At 66.5% G+C, this 15,956-nt stretch carries 11 protein-coding genes and 5 pseudogenes; 3 read left to right on the plus strand and 13 right to left on the minus strand.

The window, feature by feature from the left end:
• Positions 1-51: 51 nt before the first annotated feature.
• The 5 genes and pseudogenes from AAW14_RS36170 to AAW14_RS36190 form a co-directional block, all read right to left on the minus strand.
• Positions 52-2,031, minus strand: a pseudogene (locus AAW14_RS36170) (CocE/NonD family hydrolase); the annotation flags it as partial.
• On the minus strand, positions 1,956-2,939 hold the full coding sequence (locus AAW14_RS36175) for a transporter substrate-binding domain-containing protein (protein WP_265568686.1): 984 nt from the start codon (positions 2,937-2,939) through the stop codon (positions 1,956-1,958). The pseudogene AAW14_RS36170 and the gene AAW14_RS36175, both read right to left, overlap by 76 nt.
• A 52-nt stretch (positions 2,940-2,991) precedes the next feature.
• Positions 2,992-4,272 carry a dipeptidase gene (locus AAW14_RS36180; protein ID WP_265568687.1) on the minus strand — a complete coding sequence of 427 codons (1,281 nt, stop codon included), beginning with the start codon at positions 4,270-4,272 and terminating at the stop codon, positions 2,992-2,994.
• Entirely contained in the window at positions 4,269-5,042 is a 774-nt protein-coding gene (locus tag AAW14_RS36185; protein WP_322741159.1) for an amino acid ABC transporter ATP-binding protein, read from the minus strand. Before AAW14_RS36185 ends, AAW14_RS36180 begins: the two co-directional genes overlap by 4 nt.
• 44 nt (positions 5,043-5,086) lie before the next feature.
• The gene (locus AAW14_RS36190) at positions 5,087-6,013 is read right to left on the minus strand and encodes an amino acid ABC transporter permease (RefSeq protein WP_265568688.1); all 927 of its coding nucleotides are present in this window, start codon (positions 6,011-6,013) and stop codon (positions 5,087-5,089) included.
• Between the two features lie 553 nt (positions 6,014-6,566).
• Between AAW14_RS36190 and AAW14_RS39945 the strand changes: the two are divergent.
• Both AAW14_RS39945 and AAW14_RS36195 read left to right on the plus strand, forming a co-directional pair.
• Positions 6,567-6,962, plus strand: a pseudogene (locus AAW14_RS39945) (transposase family protein); the annotation flags it as partial.
• A gap of 37 nt (positions 6,963-6,999) precedes the next feature.
• Positions 7,000-7,593 carry an ISAs1 family transposase gene (locus tag AAW14_RS36195; RefSeq protein ID WP_265568689.1) on the plus strand — a complete coding sequence of 198 codons (594 nt, stop codon included), beginning with the start codon at positions 7,000-7,002 and terminating at the stop codon, positions 7,591-7,593.
• Between the two features lie 8 nt (positions 7,594-7,601).
• Here the strand turns inward: AAW14_RS36195 and AAW14_RS39570 are convergent.
• The 6 genes and pseudogenes from AAW14_RS39570 to AAW14_RS36215 form a co-directional block, all read right to left on the minus strand.
• Positions 7,602-7,773 (minus strand): annotated as a pseudogene (locus AAW14_RS39570) (transposase); the annotation flags it as partial.
• 71 nt (positions 7,774-7,844) lie between these two features.
• On the minus strand, positions 7,845-7,979 hold the full coding sequence (locus AAW14_RS36200; protein ID WP_265568690.1) for a hypothetical protein: 135 nt from the start codon (positions 7,977-7,979) through the stop codon (positions 7,845-7,847).
• Positions 7,980-8,225: 246 nt separating this feature from the next.
• Complete coding sequence (locus AAW14_RS36205) at positions 8,226-8,744, minus strand: hypothetical protein (RefSeq protein WP_265568691.1); 519 nt, start codon at positions 8,742-8,744, stop codon at positions 8,226-8,228.
• Positions 8,745-8,783: 39 nt separating this feature from the next.
• Positions 8,784-10,721, minus strand: coding sequence for an N-acetylmuramoyl-L-alanine amidase (locus AAW14_RS36210; protein WP_265568692.1), 1,938 nt, complete (start codon positions 10,719-10,721; stop codon positions 8,784-8,786).
• A 318-nt stretch (positions 10,722-11,039) separates the two neighbouring features.
• Positions 11,040-11,135 (minus strand): annotated as a pseudogene (locus AAW14_RS39950) (IS5/IS1182 family transposase); the annotation flags it as partial.
• A gap of 164 nt (positions 11,136-11,299) precedes the next feature.
• A pseudogene (locus AAW14_RS36215) lies at positions 11,300-12,133 on the minus strand (IS1380 family transposase); the annotation flags it as partial.
• A gap of 397 nt (positions 12,134-12,530) precedes the next feature.
• Between AAW14_RS36215 and AAW14_RS36220 the strand changes: the two are divergent.
• Complete coding sequence (locus AAW14_RS36220; RefSeq protein ID WP_265568693.1) at positions 12,531-13,733, plus strand: NucA/NucB deoxyribonuclease domain-containing protein; 1,203 nt, start codon at positions 12,531-12,533, stop codon at positions 13,731-13,733.
• Positions 13,734-13,832: 99 nt separating this feature from the next.
• Here the strand turns inward: AAW14_RS36220 and AAW14_RS36225 are convergent, their stop codons facing one another.
• Positions 13,833-14,309 (minus strand): hypothetical protein, encoded by a 477-nt coding sequence (locus AAW14_RS36225; protein WP_265568694.1) that lies wholly within the window; start codon positions 14,307-14,309, stop codon positions 13,833-13,835.
• Between the two features lie 600 nt (positions 14,310-14,909).
• Positions 14,910-15,524, minus strand: coding sequence for a hypothetical protein (locus AAW14_RS36230; RefSeq protein WP_265568695.1), 615 nt, complete (start codon positions 15,522-15,524; stop codon positions 14,910-14,912).
• Positions 15,525-15,956: the final 432 nt, after the last annotated feature.

Here is a 15,956-nt window from a genome sequence, read left to right on the forward strand (position 1 = left end):
GGCTGTGCCGGTGCCGGGCGTGTTGTGCGGACTGAGCCACAGCAGAATGGCTGAGGGATGCTCGGCGTCCATATGGACGCGGTTGGTGGCGACCACCTTGCGCCGGGTGGCGGCCTCGGGTTGGCCGGTGTTGGAATTGACGTCGAAGCGCGGGAAGTTGCTGGAGGAGATGTCCACGCGCAGTCGGTGTCCGGTGTGGAAGACGTTCGCCGTGTCGGGGGCGGTGATCTTGATTTGGTATACTTTGTCCGGCTTCAGCGGCTCGGGGTGTTCGAAGGATCGGTGGAAGCGGCAGCGGAAGATCCCCTCGGTGAGGTTCATGGCGAAGCCGTGCGGATAGTCCTCGTTCGGCGGGTGGACGTCGATGAGCTTGACCGTGAAGTCGGTGTCTGGTGCGGTGGAGGAGACGTACAGCTGTGCGGTAACTGGACCGGTGACCCGCAGCGGTCTGGTCAGTGGCTCGGTCACCAAGGAGATCACGTCCGGTCTGGTGTTGAGTGGCAGGTACGGCTTGCGTGCCCCGTAGAAGCGCGCGTCGGGCACCTGGTCGAAGGCGCCGCCGCTCATCACGGGCTCGCCCGAGGTGATCTGGCCGCCGAGGGTGGGCACCGGGTCGTGGGGGTCGAAGTCGTACGCGACGTGGGCCGCGGGCGCTCGCGGGCGGCGCCGGGAGAGCGTGCCGTCGACAGTGCAGTAGAAGGGCGTTTCCTGTGCCGCCGTGGGTGGCCACCGGGTGTCGGTCTCCCAGTGGCCTCCGTGCTGCATACGGCCGGCGGTGTCCCGTCGTCCGTCTCCACCGCCCATGAGGAAGTACTGCACTTTGGGGATCGTGTCGCCCATCTCGCCTGCCCCGAGCGCGGCGTTGAACCAGCGGCGGCGGAAGTGCAGATACGAGGCGTCGAGGTTGCCGCTGAGGGTGGCCTCGGGGCCGAAGTCCACGTCGCCCGCGTGGGTGACGCACCGTGCTCCGTGCGTCCACGGGCCCATCACCAGGTAGGTGGGGGCGGTCTTCAGCCGGTCGAGGGTGCGGAAGTTCTCGATCGTTGAGCGCACATAGGGGTCATACCAGCTAGCCATGTGCAGGGTCGGCACGTCGGGGAAGCGCTCGTAGCTGCCGCGGCCGTAGATGGCGGGTTGTTTCCAGTAGGCGCCGAAGGCGTCGTGGTTCCACTGCTCCAGCAGATAGCGCTCGTAGGCGGTGACGTGGCGCAGGGGGGAGACGCCGGGGCGCCAGGGCAGGACGCTGAACCAGTCCCGCAGGTCGGTCTCCGCGAAGGCTTTGCGGACCAGCGGGTCGCGTGATGCCTCTGGGCTCTCTTCGCCGTGTCGGAAGGCCCAGGTGACCTGCTTGAGTTCGAACGCGCCGCCCATACGCATGCCGGCCTCGTAAGCGCTGGCGAAGCCACCGGAGTCCATGAACATCGCCGCAAGATGGGGTGGTGCTTCGGCTGCGGCGGCGGACTGCACGTGCGCCGAGTAGGACACGCCCGTCATCGCCACCCGACCGTCGCACCAGGGCTGGGTGGCGATCCATTCCACCGTGTCGGCGCCGTCCGGGCCCTCGCCCAGGTATTTGACGAAGGTCCCCTGCGAGTCGCCCCGGCCGCGGGCGTCCTGCCGCACTACGTGGTAGCCGGCCCGTACGAAGAAGGCCGAGATCTCCTCCGGGGTCGGCAGGGGCTGCCCGTGTCGGCTCTGGTCGGAGCCGCGTTTCTCGCGCCGACCGTACGGGGTGCGTTCCAGGATGACTGGGCGCGGTCCGGGGTCAGGGTCGGTGGTGAAGAGGTCGGCGGCGAGGAGGATGCCGTCGCGCATCGGGACGGCGAGGGTGCGGCGCCATACCGGTTCGCGGCCGGGTCCGGCCTGCGGTCCCGGGACAATCGGCTCGGCCGGTCCCCCGGCCCCGGCGACGGGCTGGTGCTCAGTGGTCTGTGCCATGTGAGGCTCTCGGTCGCTTACTTGCTCTGGTGCTGGTCGGAGCCGTTGACGGTGATCTTCGAGGCATCGATGGTGGACAGGGTCAGCGACCATTTGGCGAAGAGCTTGTCGTAGGTGCCGTCGTCGTGCAGGGCGCGCAGCGCCTGGGCGAGGACGGCGGCAAGGCCCGATCCCTTCTTGGCCTCGAAGCCGTAGATCGCCGTCGCCGCCGGCAGAGACTGCATGTCGGCGATCTTGACGGTGGCGAAGCGGCCGCTGGACTGGGCGCTCGCGGCCGTGTTGGAGGCGGTGGGGGCGGCGACGGCGTCGACCCGCTTGCTCTGCAATGCCAGGGCCGCGCTGCTCAGATCCGCGAAGACCTGCTCGTCGACGTCCTTCTTTCCTGCCTTCCGGCACTTGTCAGACTGTGCGGCGACCACGTTCTGCGTTCCGGCGCCCTTCTCGACGGCCACCTTCCGGCCGCACAGGTCCAGGCCGGCGCGGGGCTTGAACGAAGTCGCCGTGTTCACCATGACGGTGACGTTGCTCTTGGCGAAGTCGGCGAAGTCGACCTGCTGCTGCCGTTCGACGAAGTCGCCGGCCGGCGCGCTGAGGTCCAGCCGTCCTGACTTCAGGGAGGGGACCACCGCGTCGAACGTCGTCTTCTCCACGGTGATCTTCACGCCGAGCATGGAGGAGAACTGGGCCGCCAGATCCGGGACGAGCCCGGTGACCCTGCCGTCGGAGTCGAACGTGTTGTACGGGGAGTACTCGCTGACCCCGAGATCCAGGTGTCCCTTCTCCCGGTACGCAGCCGGCAGCTTGGCCTGCAGTGAGGTGTCGAGAGGGTGCAGGGCCACGGACACAGGCGAGGCGCTCGCCGACGCTTTGGCGGCGCCCGTGCTGGCAGATCCCACAGTGGAGTCGTCGACGGAGCAGGCGGTCAGGGCGAGGGCCGGCAGGAGGACACCGGTCACGGTTCTCACGGCCGTACGGGGGCGGGGCAGGGCGAACGAAGGCATGTCGCTGTTCCATTTCTCGGGCGGGGACATCAGAAGGTGGGGGAAGGGGGGGTCAGCTGGTCCAGACGGCGGCGGCCACCCGCTGGACGTTTCCGCCGGCGATCTTGGCCACCTCCTCGTCGGAGTAGCCGTGCGCGAACAGCCAGCGGATCATGTTGCGCACCGACTCGCCGGGGTTCTCGCAGCCGCGGACGTACTGCACGCTCCCGTGCGGCGGCAGCGCGGCTGCGGGGGTGTCGTCCTTGCCGAACAGGCCTGCGAAGACCCGGTGCCAGGCGACGTGGTCCCCGAAGTTGGTGTCGGGCCCCAGCGCCACGTGGTCGATGCCGACGAGGTCGAGGCAGCGCTCCAGGTGCTCCATGACGGAGTCCAGACAGTGCTGGGGGTGGGCGGCGGTGACCGTGGTGTGCGGTGCGGCCTCGATGCCGATGAAACCGCCGGTCTCGGCGCAGGCCTTGATCACTTCGTCGGGCTTCATCCGCGCGGTGGGCCACAGGGCGCGGGAGCCGGCGTGCGTGATGACCACGGGGGCGGTGGATCTGCGGGCTGCGTCCAGGGCGGTCTCGTCGCCGGTGTGCGAGACGTCCACGATGATGCCGAGATCGTTCATCCGGCGCAGGGCGCGCCGGCCGAGCAGAGTCAGTCCGGCGTCGCCGGTGTCGGCGAGTCCGGAGCCGAGCTGGTTGCTCTCGCTGTAGACGAGGCCGAGCAGCCGTACGCCGAGGCCGTGCAGGAGGTCGAGGCGGTCGATGTCGTTGCCGATGGGCGTGGCGGCTTCCAGGGTGAGGACGACGCCTACCTTGCCGGCGGCGTGGGCCCGGCGGGCGTCATCGAGGGTGCGCACGGGCGTGATCAGGTTCTGGTGGGCCCAGTCCGACTGGCGCATGGCCAGGTCGCTGACGGCATCGTCCCAGTCCCACGGGGTGTGCGAGCGGATCATGCTCACCGCGGCCGGCCCGCCGTCGAAGAACAGGTCGACGCCGGAATGCGCGATGCCCTCGTACGGCGTGGCCTCGCGCCCGAGGCGCCGGTACTCGGCGAATTCGGCCGGGTCGGCGGGCCGCAGCGAGAGGTGGTCGTGGGCGGAGACGATGAGGTGGGTGTCCTCGAACTCCCGGGCCCGGCGCTCGACGTCCGCCTCCCAGTGGATCTGTCCGCCGGGCACCCGGCCGACGGCGGGGACGTACTCGAAGGTGCGGTGGTCGGCGCCGGCACGCAGGTACTGGTAGGAGTGGTACTCCTGCCACAACGCCAGCCGGTGGCGGGTCTTCTGGGGCAGGGGTATTCCGGCGGTGGAGGCGAGGCGGCCGTCGTCGGGGGAACCAGGGTTCATGACATCACCTTGGAGAGGAAAGCTCGGGTGCGTTCGTGGGCGGGGGCGCTGATCAGCTGCTGGGGCGGCCCCTGCTCGACGATTCGCCCGTGGTCCATGAACACCACCCGGTCGGCAACATCCATAGCGAAACGCATCTCGTGGGTGACGATCAGCATGGTCATGCCGTCGCGGGCGAGGTCCCGGATGACGGTCAGGACCTCCTGGACCATCTCCGGGTCGAGCGCCGAGGTCGGCTCGTCAAAGAGCATCACCTCGGGGCGCATCGCCAGCGCCCGAGCGATGGCCACCCGTTGTTGCTGGCCGCCCGAGAGCTTGTCCGGGTAGCTGTCGAGCCGGTCCGCGAGCCCAACCCGGGCCATCAGCTGCTCGGCGCGGGCGTTCGCCTCCTCCTTGGAGAGCTTCAGCACCCGGCGCGGTGCCTCGGCGATGTTCTCGCGGGCTGTGAGGTGGGGGAAGAGGTTGAAGCTCTGGAACACCATGCCCATCGAGGCGCGCTGCACGGCAAGTTCCCTGCTTCCCAGCTCGACGAGGTGTTCGCCGGAGTGCCGGTAGCCGATGGGTCGGCCGCCGACGAGGACCAGGCCTTCGTCGGGAGCTTCGAGGTGGTTGACGCAGCGCAGCAGCGTGCTCTTGCCCGAGCCCGAAGGGCCGATGAGGCAGACGGTTTCCCCGCGCCGGATTTCGAAGGTGACCCCGTGGAGCACTTCCGTGCCGCGAAACGATTTACGGATATCACGCAAGGAGACCAGCAAATCACTATGCGGGATGTAATCTGCTTCTTCGCGCGGATTCTGTCCATGCGAGGTGTCGTTCACAGCGAGCTCCCGTTCGTTTTTGCTGCAGGCATGTGCTGGCGTGACAGGCGCCGCTCCAGTCGGTGCTGAAGGAATCCAAGAAAACCAGTAATGGTCATGTACCAGAGCGCAGCCACGATGAGCAGGGGAACTGTCTGGAAGTTCTTCGCATAGATGAGCTGCACCGAGTACAGCAGATCTGACAGGGAAATGACACTCACCAGAGAGGTCGCCTTGAGGAGCGAAATGACCTCGTTCCCCATGGGCGGCACGATCACCCGGGCAGCCTGCGGCGCAACGATGCGGAAGAACGTCTGCGTCGGCGTCATGCCGAGCGCGGCGGCGGCCTGCCACTGCCCCGACGGCACCGAAAGCAGTCCGGAGCGGATCAACTCGGCGATGTATGCGGTCTGGTGGAGAGTGAGCCCGATGACGGCCGCACTCAGCGGGCCGATCAGCGCATTCGAGTCGAAGGTGACGAAGCGCGGCCCCCAGGGGATCCCCAGCGACAGCGTCGGGAAGAGCGCAGCAAGGTTGTACCAGAACAGCAACTGGACCAGCATCGGAATGCTGCGGAACACCCATATGAACCCTGCGGACGCCAGGGCCAGGAGACGTGCCCGGCCGGTGCGCATCAGCGCGACGGCGGTGCCGAATACCAGGGAGAGCGCCATGGTGATGGCCGTCATTCCGACACTGACGCCGATACCCTTGAGGATCCTTATCTCGAAGAGGTAAGAACCGACAACACGCCATTCGAAGCGTGAATTTGTCACCACCGTTGCGAATGTCATGGCGGTAAATAGGAGCATGGCCGAATTGGCGGCCAATACTCCAGGCCGACGACGTCTCAGTCGTTTAAGCCCGGCAGAATCCAGGCCAACCCCCGCCTTTTCCTCGGTTTTTGTCATGTGCGCCTTCGCCAGGGTCCACGGGATGCTCAATAGGCCAACACCATATGGCCCGGCGACGGATTGAGATAGGGCTCAGCCGTCGATTGACAGTAAGGTGTTAAGCGTTACTGAGACCGTCCCGAAGTCTGGCCCCCTCACGGCGAGGCCGAGTTACTGATTGGTCCCGTCGGCCGTGTGCCGAATCACACCATGCCGCACCGCCATCGACAGAACGGGCGCGGCTGATAGATGACCGGCAGCCGGAGCGCCGCCAACCAGCATCACCCTGGTGAAGAGCACACCCAACATGTTCCACCACGCAAGCGGGGACGGGGCAGTACCCCAGTCTCACCTCTATGACGGGCGCCCTCCGCCACCCGGTGGCTCCAGCACTGCCTCCTACTGCCTAGCAGAAGGAAGAACCCGGCCAAGGCCGACACTTGACCGGCCCCGCCCCTTCATAGATGACTTCGGCTCGTCAGGGTGACGTGGGGGTGCTGGGGGCAAGGCTGATGCGTTCTCAGTTGGCGAGATGATCTGATCGCCTGCGTACGCACCGCCGTGGTTGGTTCACCCGGTTCGGCAACGAGAGACGCGACCCCTGGTGATCAAGGTTCTCGAAGCCTTTGATCACGAACAGGGGTCGCGTTCGCGCGCCATCCTCCTTGATCGGTGTCCTGCAGCGCCACCGCGCGGACACCGATTCCACCTGCCCGGAACCGGGAACCGTCACAGCTCACCTGCCTGGCGGACGTGTTGGGCCGGATACCCGATTCCCCGCCGGGTCCGGGGCCGCCGCTACCGCCTGGGCTCCCTGCTCGCGCTGTGCATGGTCGCCGTCCTCGGCGGAACCACGTCCCTGGCCGCCGTCGCCCGCTTCGCCGCCGATACCGACTCCGGCCTGCGCGAACAACTCGGACTGACCTCCAGCACACCCAACGCCTCCACGCCGGGGCGACTCCTGGCCCGCCTGGACGGCGACGCCCTGGACGACGCCGTGGGCGCCTGGCTCGCCTGGTACGCCGCCGACCCGGTCGATGAACCCGGCGGACACCCTGGTGGGTCTTGCCGTCGACGGCAAGGCGGTGCGCGGATCCCGCACCGATGGCCAGGCAGTCCACCTGCTCGCCGCCGCGCTCCACGCCTGCCAGACTGTGATCGCCCAGCGCCAGGTCGCCGCGAAGAGCAACGAAATCCCCGCCTTCGCCCCGCTGCTGAACCGGATCGACCTGCATGGCGTCGTCGTCACCGCCGATGCGATGCACACCCAGCGCACTCACGCCGAGCACATCATCACCGCCAGCGGCCACTACCTCCTGGTCGTGAAGGGCAACGAGAAGCTGCGCCAGCGGCTGCGGCGCCTCCCTTGGAAGCAGATCCCGCTGCAGGCCCGCACCGCCCGGGCGGGGCACGGCCGCCGTGAGATCCGCCGCCTGAAGGTCTGTACCTTCCGGCCAGGTCTGCTCTTCCCGCGCGCTGTCCAGGCTATGGAAATCAAGCGCCGCCGCACCCACCGCAAGACCGGCAAGGCCGAGACGAAGACCGTCTCCCCGATCACCAGCCTGCCGCCTGAGCAGGCTGGCCCACCACAACTCGCCGAACTCGCGCAGAATCAATCACTGGTCGGTTGAGGCCCTGCACCCGGAGCCAGCCGCAGCGCGCCCAACGGCGCGGTCCACGAACTACGTCCCGTTTCCAGTGCGCAGATCACTGAGTACGGTCACCCGGGGACGGGGATGTGCTGGTCCTTGCCGCGTCCGCAGGTGTGGCACAGGATCCGCTTGGGGTGAGGTGTGAGCGTCCGGCCGCAGTGCCAGTGATCACCCCTGCGCGACCGGGCGGTCAAGGGCTGGGTCCGCGGCCGACGCGAGCCATGCCCGCCTCACCGCTGGATCCTGCACGCGGACGATGCCGAACTCGCCGAGCTGGAGGAGGTGCAGCAGGCCCGCGGTGAGCAGGTGAGCACCAGCCGGAATCCGCTGCTGTACGTCTCGGACTCCTGGGAGGTGATGTCCATGCTCGCACTTCTCGTTCCCCGCATCGACCACCGCACTGCGCAGGACGGCGATGAACGAACCGTATGGATGCCGCACCGTGATGGTTCCTGGGCCCGTGCCACCGCGGCCGGCTTCCTCGACTCGCCGACAGTGCATCAGGGCGGGCCCCGCCGCCTGTGGGAGGCCCTGGAACGGGTACGTCACCGGCTCAACCGCGAGGGCGGGCTTCTCGTGTGCCCTTACCGCAAGCTGACGCCGCCAGCTACTCAAAAAGCCCCGCCAGCCGCGGCTTCCCGCCGTACTCGACGGACCTCTTGGACGGTGAAAGCACCTGCCGTTGCCGTCGCGACGAGTGTCAAGATCGGAAGCAGTGCCCAGATGCCCCATGAGACGAGATTCGTATCCACCGGTTCGTAGCTGCCCCATGGTTTCTGCGAGGGTTTCTGCGAGGCCCGGATGGTCTCTCCCTTGTGGCCGTCGTACTGCACCTTCACGGTGTGCGTGATCGGGATGCCCAATTGGGAGCCATTGCACTCGGTGTGGCTTCCGACGCGTCCTCCACCTTCAAGGTGGCACTCTGTGAACCGAACCTCCACGGCGTTCCCCAGCAGGTCCAGCCGTGCGAGGCCGGTGATCACAGTCGACGCTGTCGCTGCTGCGTACAGCAGGGTGAGCGTGCTGTAGCCGATGACTGCCAGTCCCCGCCCCTTTTCCATATGCCCAGCACGCTCATCTCCTCGGGTGCGGAGCCGGTGGCCCACGTCGGCCGTGTGATGGGAGGCCATGTGCGGGTGGTGCCGGAGGATCGGACCTCCTGGGCACCATTACTTGTCAATCTGCTGTAGTGCGTCCTCGGCCGTGACGTCCGAGGAGTACACCAGGGCGACCCGGTGGTTGTACTGGATGGTGTACATCGACCTGCTGCCGGTGACCACCCTGCCGCTGGAGGGGAAGAAGTCGTCCGTGAGAGCCGGAGGCTGGGTGGCCACGTAAGCTTGGTCGGCGGGGACGGTGTACATGCTCAGCGGGGACTGCGCCGAGGGAGATAGGCCCGACGGGTACTCGGCGGCGTCCGGGTAGCTGGAGCCGTACACCGCCACCGGGGAGGCGCCAGCTGCCTTGATCACCTTCACGCCGTGGGCCGGCGCGGTGTTGCAACCATGCGGGTTGTAGAACCACACCTTCGAACCGCTGTACCAGATGGCGGTCCAGTCACCGTCCTGCCCGGCGACCACGAACTGCTGTCCTGCCGACGCCGTGCTGCCCCAGTCGTTGATACGGTCGGTACCCGCTGCCCCGGAGTGGATTGCCTGGTCCCCGAACAGCGGGGCGGCGTCGCTGGGCTCGGTGCGCAGGTAGACGAAGTTTGCCGACTGCTGCGTCTCGGTGCACGTGATGGTGGCGCCAGTCGGGTCGTCGGAGGGGCAGATCTGGACAGTCTGCTGGTTGTCGTCGAAACGTGGAGCAATGGTGATCACCGAACCGACGGGGCCGACGCCGTGCCATCCGGTGTGAACCCCGAGCAGGCTCATGAAGTGGTTCCAGTCCCAGAACGGACCGGGGTCCCAGTGCATGCCGGCGACGAAGGACGACATCGGCCCCGGAACGTTGTCGTGGCCGAGGATGTGCTGACGGTCCAGCGGGATGCCGTAGCGGACAGCGAGATACTTCACCAGCTCGGCCGTGGCCTCGTACTGGGCTTCGGTGTACCAGGTGGCGCCGTGTGCGGCGTAGCCCTCATGTTCGATACCGATCGAGTGCATGTTGGTGGAGTAGTTGCCCGCATGGAAGGCGAGGTCCTTCGTGGGCACCATCTGCGTCACCACGCCGTCGGCGGAGCGCATGACGTAGTGCGCGGCGCCGCCGCCCGCCGTCTGGAAGGTGGCGATGGCGGCGTCGTACGAGCTCTCGGTGTCGTGGATGATGATGGTGTCGATCCGGATGTCGTTGGCGGGGCGGTTGGAGACCTGGCCGTTGGACGGCGATGCCGGGACGAAGGTGCAGGCCACGGTGGCGGGGCACTCGGTGTCCGTGGCCGCCGCGGACTTCAGGTGCAGGGCGCCCAACTGACCAGTGGCTGGGTGGACATCACTGTCAGCCTTCAGGATGATGCGTTGTCCGTCGGCCGTGGTGCGATCTGCGCCCTTCTTCACCGCGGCGAAGACGCGGTTGGCGAAGGCCGCGGCACCCTGCCGCTGAGTGGACTGGCTGTAACGGGCCACTGCCGCATACCAGTTACCAGGATCGGTGGAGGTAGTGCCGGTCGCCGCTTTCTCGTACGAGGCGAGCAGTGCAGCGCCGCCTCGAATGTTGGCGGACGGGTTGTTGCGCAGCTCTTCGGCGGACAGGCCGGTCAGCTTCGCGGCGGCCTGGACGGTGTGCAGGGCCGGGTCCGCGGCCAGTTCGGCCAGATCACCACGGCCCGCCGCGCCCACGTCGCCCCCGGCCATCATGGCGGGGGTGACGTCCGTCAGGTGCATCGGCCCATAGCCGCCGTCCGTGCTGCGCTGCCCGGCGTGCGCGTCCCAGGCGGACTCCTGGTACGCCACCGCAAGTAGCATCTGGCGCGGGACGTGGTACTCGTCAGCGGCGGCTGTGAAGTCCTGTTCCAGAGTTGTCGCCGGATGGCCGGTTGCATCGGTGGCCAGTGCTGTCACTGGTATGGCCGCCACGCCCGTGACGGCCAGCGTGGCGAACGCGGCAAGCAGGGCTGGGCGGCGGCGCCCAGACGCGTGTCCGCGTCTGGCGTTGCTTTTGGTCATGGATGAGTCCTCGTACCTGAACAAAATCAAATGGCTGGGCGGACAGTCATGGGACGAGTGCTCAGTTCACCGACTGGGCAGGCACGAGCATGGCTCCGCGACCTGCGCCAAGCTCTCTCCGTCGACGTCTCAGTGGATGATCCTCTCCGGGCGAACTCACGTCAACTTCGCTTTATTAACGGGGATTTGAGTGCGCGAGGGGATCTTGTGGAGACAGTGGTCCCGGGCGCTTTATTACCAGCCAGTTTGATCCGCAACACAGAGGAGGGTATTCGCCAAGAGTTGTGCGTGAGTTCTTTGGCCACAACCGCTGACAAGACCTGCCGAGCGGCCTTTCTTCTTCCGGTTGGCGGCCTGGTCCTTCTTTTCCGGGATGACTGCCTTGATGTTGCGTTTCCGCAGGTAAGAGCGGTTAGCCTCGATCGTTCATGAGGGGTCCGTCAGCTTGCCGGCGGACTCTTCGTGGTGGGGGTTACGGCGTCTGGGCAGGCTGACGGCCCGGTTGTCGCGTCGGGTGTGCGCCGGGTTCCACGGCTCCGGTCGGAGTGGTGCTGCTCGCAGGGACGGGAACGTGCCGGTCAGCCGGGGTTCGGGAGGATGCGGAGCCTGTCCAGGGCATCGCTGATCACGTCGGCCCAGGGCCAGTGCCTGGCCAGGCGGAGGTAGCGGCGGCGGCCGGTGGTGATGAGCTGCGCGGCGGCGGAGAACAGCCGAAGCCGAAGGCGGCGGGGCTCCCACAGGCGGGCCTTGCCGGTGAGAGCGAGCAGGGGCATCCAGGCCAGCAGGTCCAGGGCGATCTGGATGATCTCCAGCCAGATCTGGTTCTGTGCGGTGCCCTGGAGGGGAAGGTTGCGCAGGCCGGTGGCGCGGGCGGCGCGGATGCGGTCCTCAGCACGGGCACGCCGGCGGTGGCGCAGTTCAAGGGCGGCGATCGCCTCGCCCGCTGTGTTGGTGGCAAAGCAGGTCAACCGCATGCCGTCGGCGTCGGTGAAGCGCAACTGGGCACCGGGGTGCGGCCGTTCATTCCGCACGATCAGCCGCAGCCCGTTGGGCCAGCCGGTCAGGCAGTCGCCGCCGAGTTCGGCAACCCAGGCGCCGTCGCGGATGTCGCCGTCGGGTTCGACGGCCGGTGTCCAGGCCGCGGCCGGGACCGTCAGGACGGCCTGGTGGATGGCGTCGGTGATGGTCATGCCGACCGAGTACGACAGCCACCGTCCGCGCTGGGCGAGCCAGGCGACGAACTCGTGGGTGCCGCCACCGGAGTCGGTACGGATCAGCGTCTGCCGGCCGCGCCGGAACCGTTTCGGCAGCTGGGCCAGGGCCAGTCTGGTGGCCTCGATGTGGTCGGCGGCGGTGTTGGAGCCCGCGTTGCCGGGCCGCAGCAGGCCCGCGACCGGCTCGCCGGACCCGCTGCGGCCGTCCTCGTGCCCGCAGCCACCCCCCTCAAGCCTCTGAACGGCGACCACGAACACAGGTAGACCTATCAACAGCTGCCGTACATGAAAGATCCACTCCCTGGCTGAAATTCTTCTTCCATTACGAATCCAAAGGAATCAATGTGACCTCTGGTTCATCTGCCGCGGATGGCGTCATTCGGAAGTTGCACTTCCGCTTCCGGCGATCCGCTCACAACTAAAGACAGACGGGGGAAATGTGAAGATCAGACGAATGATGTTGCCTGCGTTGGGCCTTGCTGGACTGCTCGGCGGATTAGCAACTCCGACCGCAGTGGCCACCGATAAGCCTTCTGCAGGCAAGACTGTTTGGATGCGACTCGCGGAGCCAACACCTGCGCCGACCATAGGAAGCGTGTATCACGCTCCCGCTGCCAACGCGTCGCCCTCCGCTTCCGGCACCTCCACTGAACTGCCTGGGTCGAGCACGCCGTCCGTACCCAAACCGAGCACCCCGGCCGACGAAGCCCGCCTCGCGATACAGCAAGGACAGACCTACGAGGCCGACCCGCAAGCACCCGCGGCGACCCCCAAGGCCGCCAGGCCCAACGGCGCCGTCGACTTCGGCGCTTGCCGCGCCCGCCCGCTCGGGCACCGGGATCAGGGGCAAGTGATCGACCACTTCCACTTCTGCCGCTGGGGAATCGACAGGGTCGTGCAACTGGAGGGGGACGGGCGGGTCGCCGGCACCGTCACATTCACCGAGACCGAAGTCGGACTCGGTTCTGTCGGCACACGCGACATCCAGATGGACGTCCAGCTCACCAACGTAAAGCCCACAGGCGTGTTTGATGAAGCAGCGGTGCTTTCCTGGGATGTCACCGCCGCAGGATCGCCGTCGGCTCAAGCCTGCAGGATCGGCGGCTCAACGCACCCGTACTCCGCCCCGGTTGCGGCGTGGCCCGACATCTTCGTGGGCTATGACCTGAGATCACCGAAGGGTTCGGGAGACGGAATCGACGACATCGCTACATGCGTATGGAACAACCACTACATGGCCATCGGCGCCGAGGGGCCCACAGTGTGGAGCGACGGACCGGAGGCCGGAGCCCGCTTTGACTCCTCCACATATCTTGCACGGCCAGCCGCAGGGGCAATCTTCGACCGGGTGACCCCTTATATGACATATCATCTGGCCGACAAGCTCGTCGTGGGCGTGGCGTTTCATATCTACTTCGCCCTAAATCTCCCGCAGTTCACCTTCCCGCCGCAAACGATTAATCGGATGAAGAGAATTCCGGGCAATATCCGCGCCACTCCACCGAGTCTGATCCACCGCCTGTATGCCGGATACGATGCGGCGGCGGAGGAACGTTCGAAAGAGAACAGGGCGGAGAAGGATGCCGCCTGCGCCAGGCTCACCCGTCCAGCAGGAACGGACTGTGACGAGTACCCGTTTGCTTCATCCTGGGAAGGAGCGGGCCTAGGCGATGGGAACTTCTCGGTCATGTACGTCGACTCGGCTCAGAATCAGAAGGCGGGTAGCCGCCTCAGCGAATGGTACGGCAACGACCGGATCCTGAACCGCGATGCCTTCGGCATGAACATCGTCTTCTAGCCGGCAGTGAACGGGCGGGGATCACGTCCCAAACTCTATGGCGAGGGGCCCGTGGACCACAGAATGATTCTGTGGTCCACGGGCCCCTTACCCATCGCTCTACAGAGGTGTGAACGCTATTAGATATTCTTCCAGATCGCCCGGAATGACACCCGTGGATCGCGCGGCATCAAATCGAGCACGCGCTGTTTCGCCACCCTTCCGGAAGGCGTGCAGCGTATAGCAGCTATCCTCGGACAGTTGTAGCCTGGGGCCGTCGGGCCCGGAAATTGTATACACGCGAATGTCACCATCTCGCGTCCGAAAATGCCACGATCCCAGCTCCGCCCACTGATCATCGAGATACATGGGTGGCAGCGGGCATAACTCCAAAGATATCGTGCACTCGTGATCCTGCGCATTACTCAAGAAATATGCGCGACCGTAGCCGACGGCCACAGGATGCTCCACGTCAACTTCCAGGCTGTCGGCTGGCTCCTTGACAGCATCAGGCCATGGATCACAGTCTTGAACCCAAAATTGTGACCGATCGATGGATACCTGCCCGGTGACCCGGACCGTGCCGTCAGTGGTCATGGCTAGCACCATGCCAGATGCCGGGGCGGTCAACGAGGTTTCTGCCGCTCCGACTTGTCGCCGATCCTCCCTCGGCTTGGTCGCGAAGAACGGCTCAGTGGTGGGTCGGATACACTGCGCGGTCGATCAGCGCGTGCCCGCCCCAGCCGGCATAGGTCACATGGACGGCGACCTGACATAGGCCCACCCCGCCACCGCATCCTGATTCGTCGTCACAAACGGTCATGATCACGGTGGCCGTACCCATGCCTACGGGCACCCTCACCACACCGCCGACCAGCACAGATCTGCTAACGATCACGAACTACAGCTGCCGTGGCAGGGCGACGCCGAGGGGCCATAAATCCCTCATCTTCCGCACAGCGTCACTTGCAGAAGCTGTCCTACAACCAACCCGCTTTCATGTTCAGGACACAAGACGTGCAACTTCACGTTGCAACGGCTCTCATACACGGGCCGACGGCTGGCGAGCGTCAGAAAAAATACGACCGCCTCAGCCTCCGTGATTCGCAGGCGAAATCCTGATCCCGGTCAGCGCACATCGTGACGCCATCATGAGGAACTCTTCTGCGCAGCCCGGGGTTTGCCGCGTGAGTCACCTCAGCTCGCTCCTTCCAGATCAAACCGTACGGTGTCCGCCAGAGCGAGCGGGCCGCAGTAGACGATGCTTCCGTCCTCGTAGGGGATATCGAGAGCCTCGAATGCGCCGACGCGCACACGGACGCACGGCCGCACCACGTCGCGGAACCGGGCTGTGGCCGGTTCGCTGGAAGCCGCTTCGACCGCGCGAAGGGCGCGCACGATCCGGTCGTGATGCTGATCTTCCGAGCCCGGATCACTGGGATCCCGGTCGTGCGCGGCCACGAAGTTGTGCAGCGCAGTGACGAGGGCCAGGGTGTCGCGTTCCTCGCCAGGGAGTGGACGGCTGGTCAGCACAGAGGCAATGGGTAGGCGTGTCGGTCCGTAGTCCACCGTCACCTCACGCAGGCGCGTGCCGATACCCTCGGTGCCGACGAGGAACGGACCTGGCAGCGACGGCTCGGCAATGATCCCGACCGGTCGGCCGAAGTGCGCGAAGGCCTGGCCCGATTCCAGCGGCCGGAGAGCGGAGACGGGACTTCTACGGTCGAGGATCCTCAGGGCGGCGGTGTAGGGGATGCCCCTGCTGCGGGCGATTTCGCGTGCACGACGCTTACGGGCAGCGTTCTCCGGCATGGTGGACGCCTGTCCTTCCTCGGACCCCACGCTTCCGGTCAGACAGGAACACCAGGACGCGGCCCCGAGGACCTTGACCGATCGTGCCGTCGCGGCGTGGGCGCTCCCGGCTCGGTTCAGGCACGCGCATCTGCCCGTAGTCAGGGTAGCAGTCGGCATGCCTGGACGTTCTACAGAGGCAGGCGCTCGGACCCACCCGGGCGTTTGCATCCGGGCAATCGCGCGCTGCGAGTCCTTCATCCGCCGACGAGCCTCCGCTGTTACGCGTTCGAGTGCAGCCGCAACGGTCTCCGGATCGGAGTACCGGGTAACGAGCCGGGTGTAGGTGGTGTCGGGATCAGCCCACTCACCCTCATCGAGGGGGCTGCGTGTCGGATGGGTTTACCGGGCCTCCTCCAGCCGCATCGTGGAGATCGGGCGGACGGAGGAGGC

It is taken from the genome of Streptomyces hygroscopicus, assembly GCF_026168105.1.
GTDB lineage: Bacteria > Actinomycetota > Actinomycetes > Streptomycetales > Streptomycetaceae > Streptomyces > Streptomyces hygroscopicus_D.

Bases quoted from the DNA above. Each gene is read 5' to 3' on its own strand.
- AAW14_RS36200 (WP_265568690.1), bottom strand. From the start codon at position 7,979: ATGGACATCACCTCCCAGGAGTCCGAGACGTACAGCAGCGGATTCCGG.
- AAW14_RS36205 (WP_265568691.1), bottom strand. From the start codon at position 8,744: ATGGCCTCCCATCACACGGCCGACGTGGGCCACCGGCTCCGCACCCGA.
- AAW14_RS36180 (WP_265568687.1), bottom strand. From the start codon at position 4,272: ATGAACCCTGGTTCCCCCGACGACGGCCGCCTCGCCTCCACCGCCGGA.
- AAW14_RS36175 (WP_265568686.1), bottom strand. From the start codon at position 2,939: ATGCCTTCGTTCGCCCTGCCCCGCCCCCGTACGGCCGTGAGAACCGTG.
- AAW14_RS36230 (WP_265568695.1), bottom strand. From the start codon at position 15,524: ATGCCGGAGAACGCTGCCCGTAAGCGTCGTGCACGCGAAATCGCCCGC.
- AAW14_RS36210 (WP_265568692.1), bottom strand. From the start codon at position 10,721: ATGACCAAAAGCAACGCCAGACGCGGACACGCGTCTGGGCGCCGCCGC.
- AAW14_RS36195 (WP_265568689.1), top strand. From the start codon at position 7,000: ATGAACCCGGCGGACACCCTGGTGGGTCTTGCCGTCGACGGCAAGGCG.
- AAW14_RS36225 (WP_265568694.1), bottom strand. From the start codon at position 14,309: ATGACCACTGACGGCACGGTCCGGGTCACCGGGCAGGTATCCATCGAT.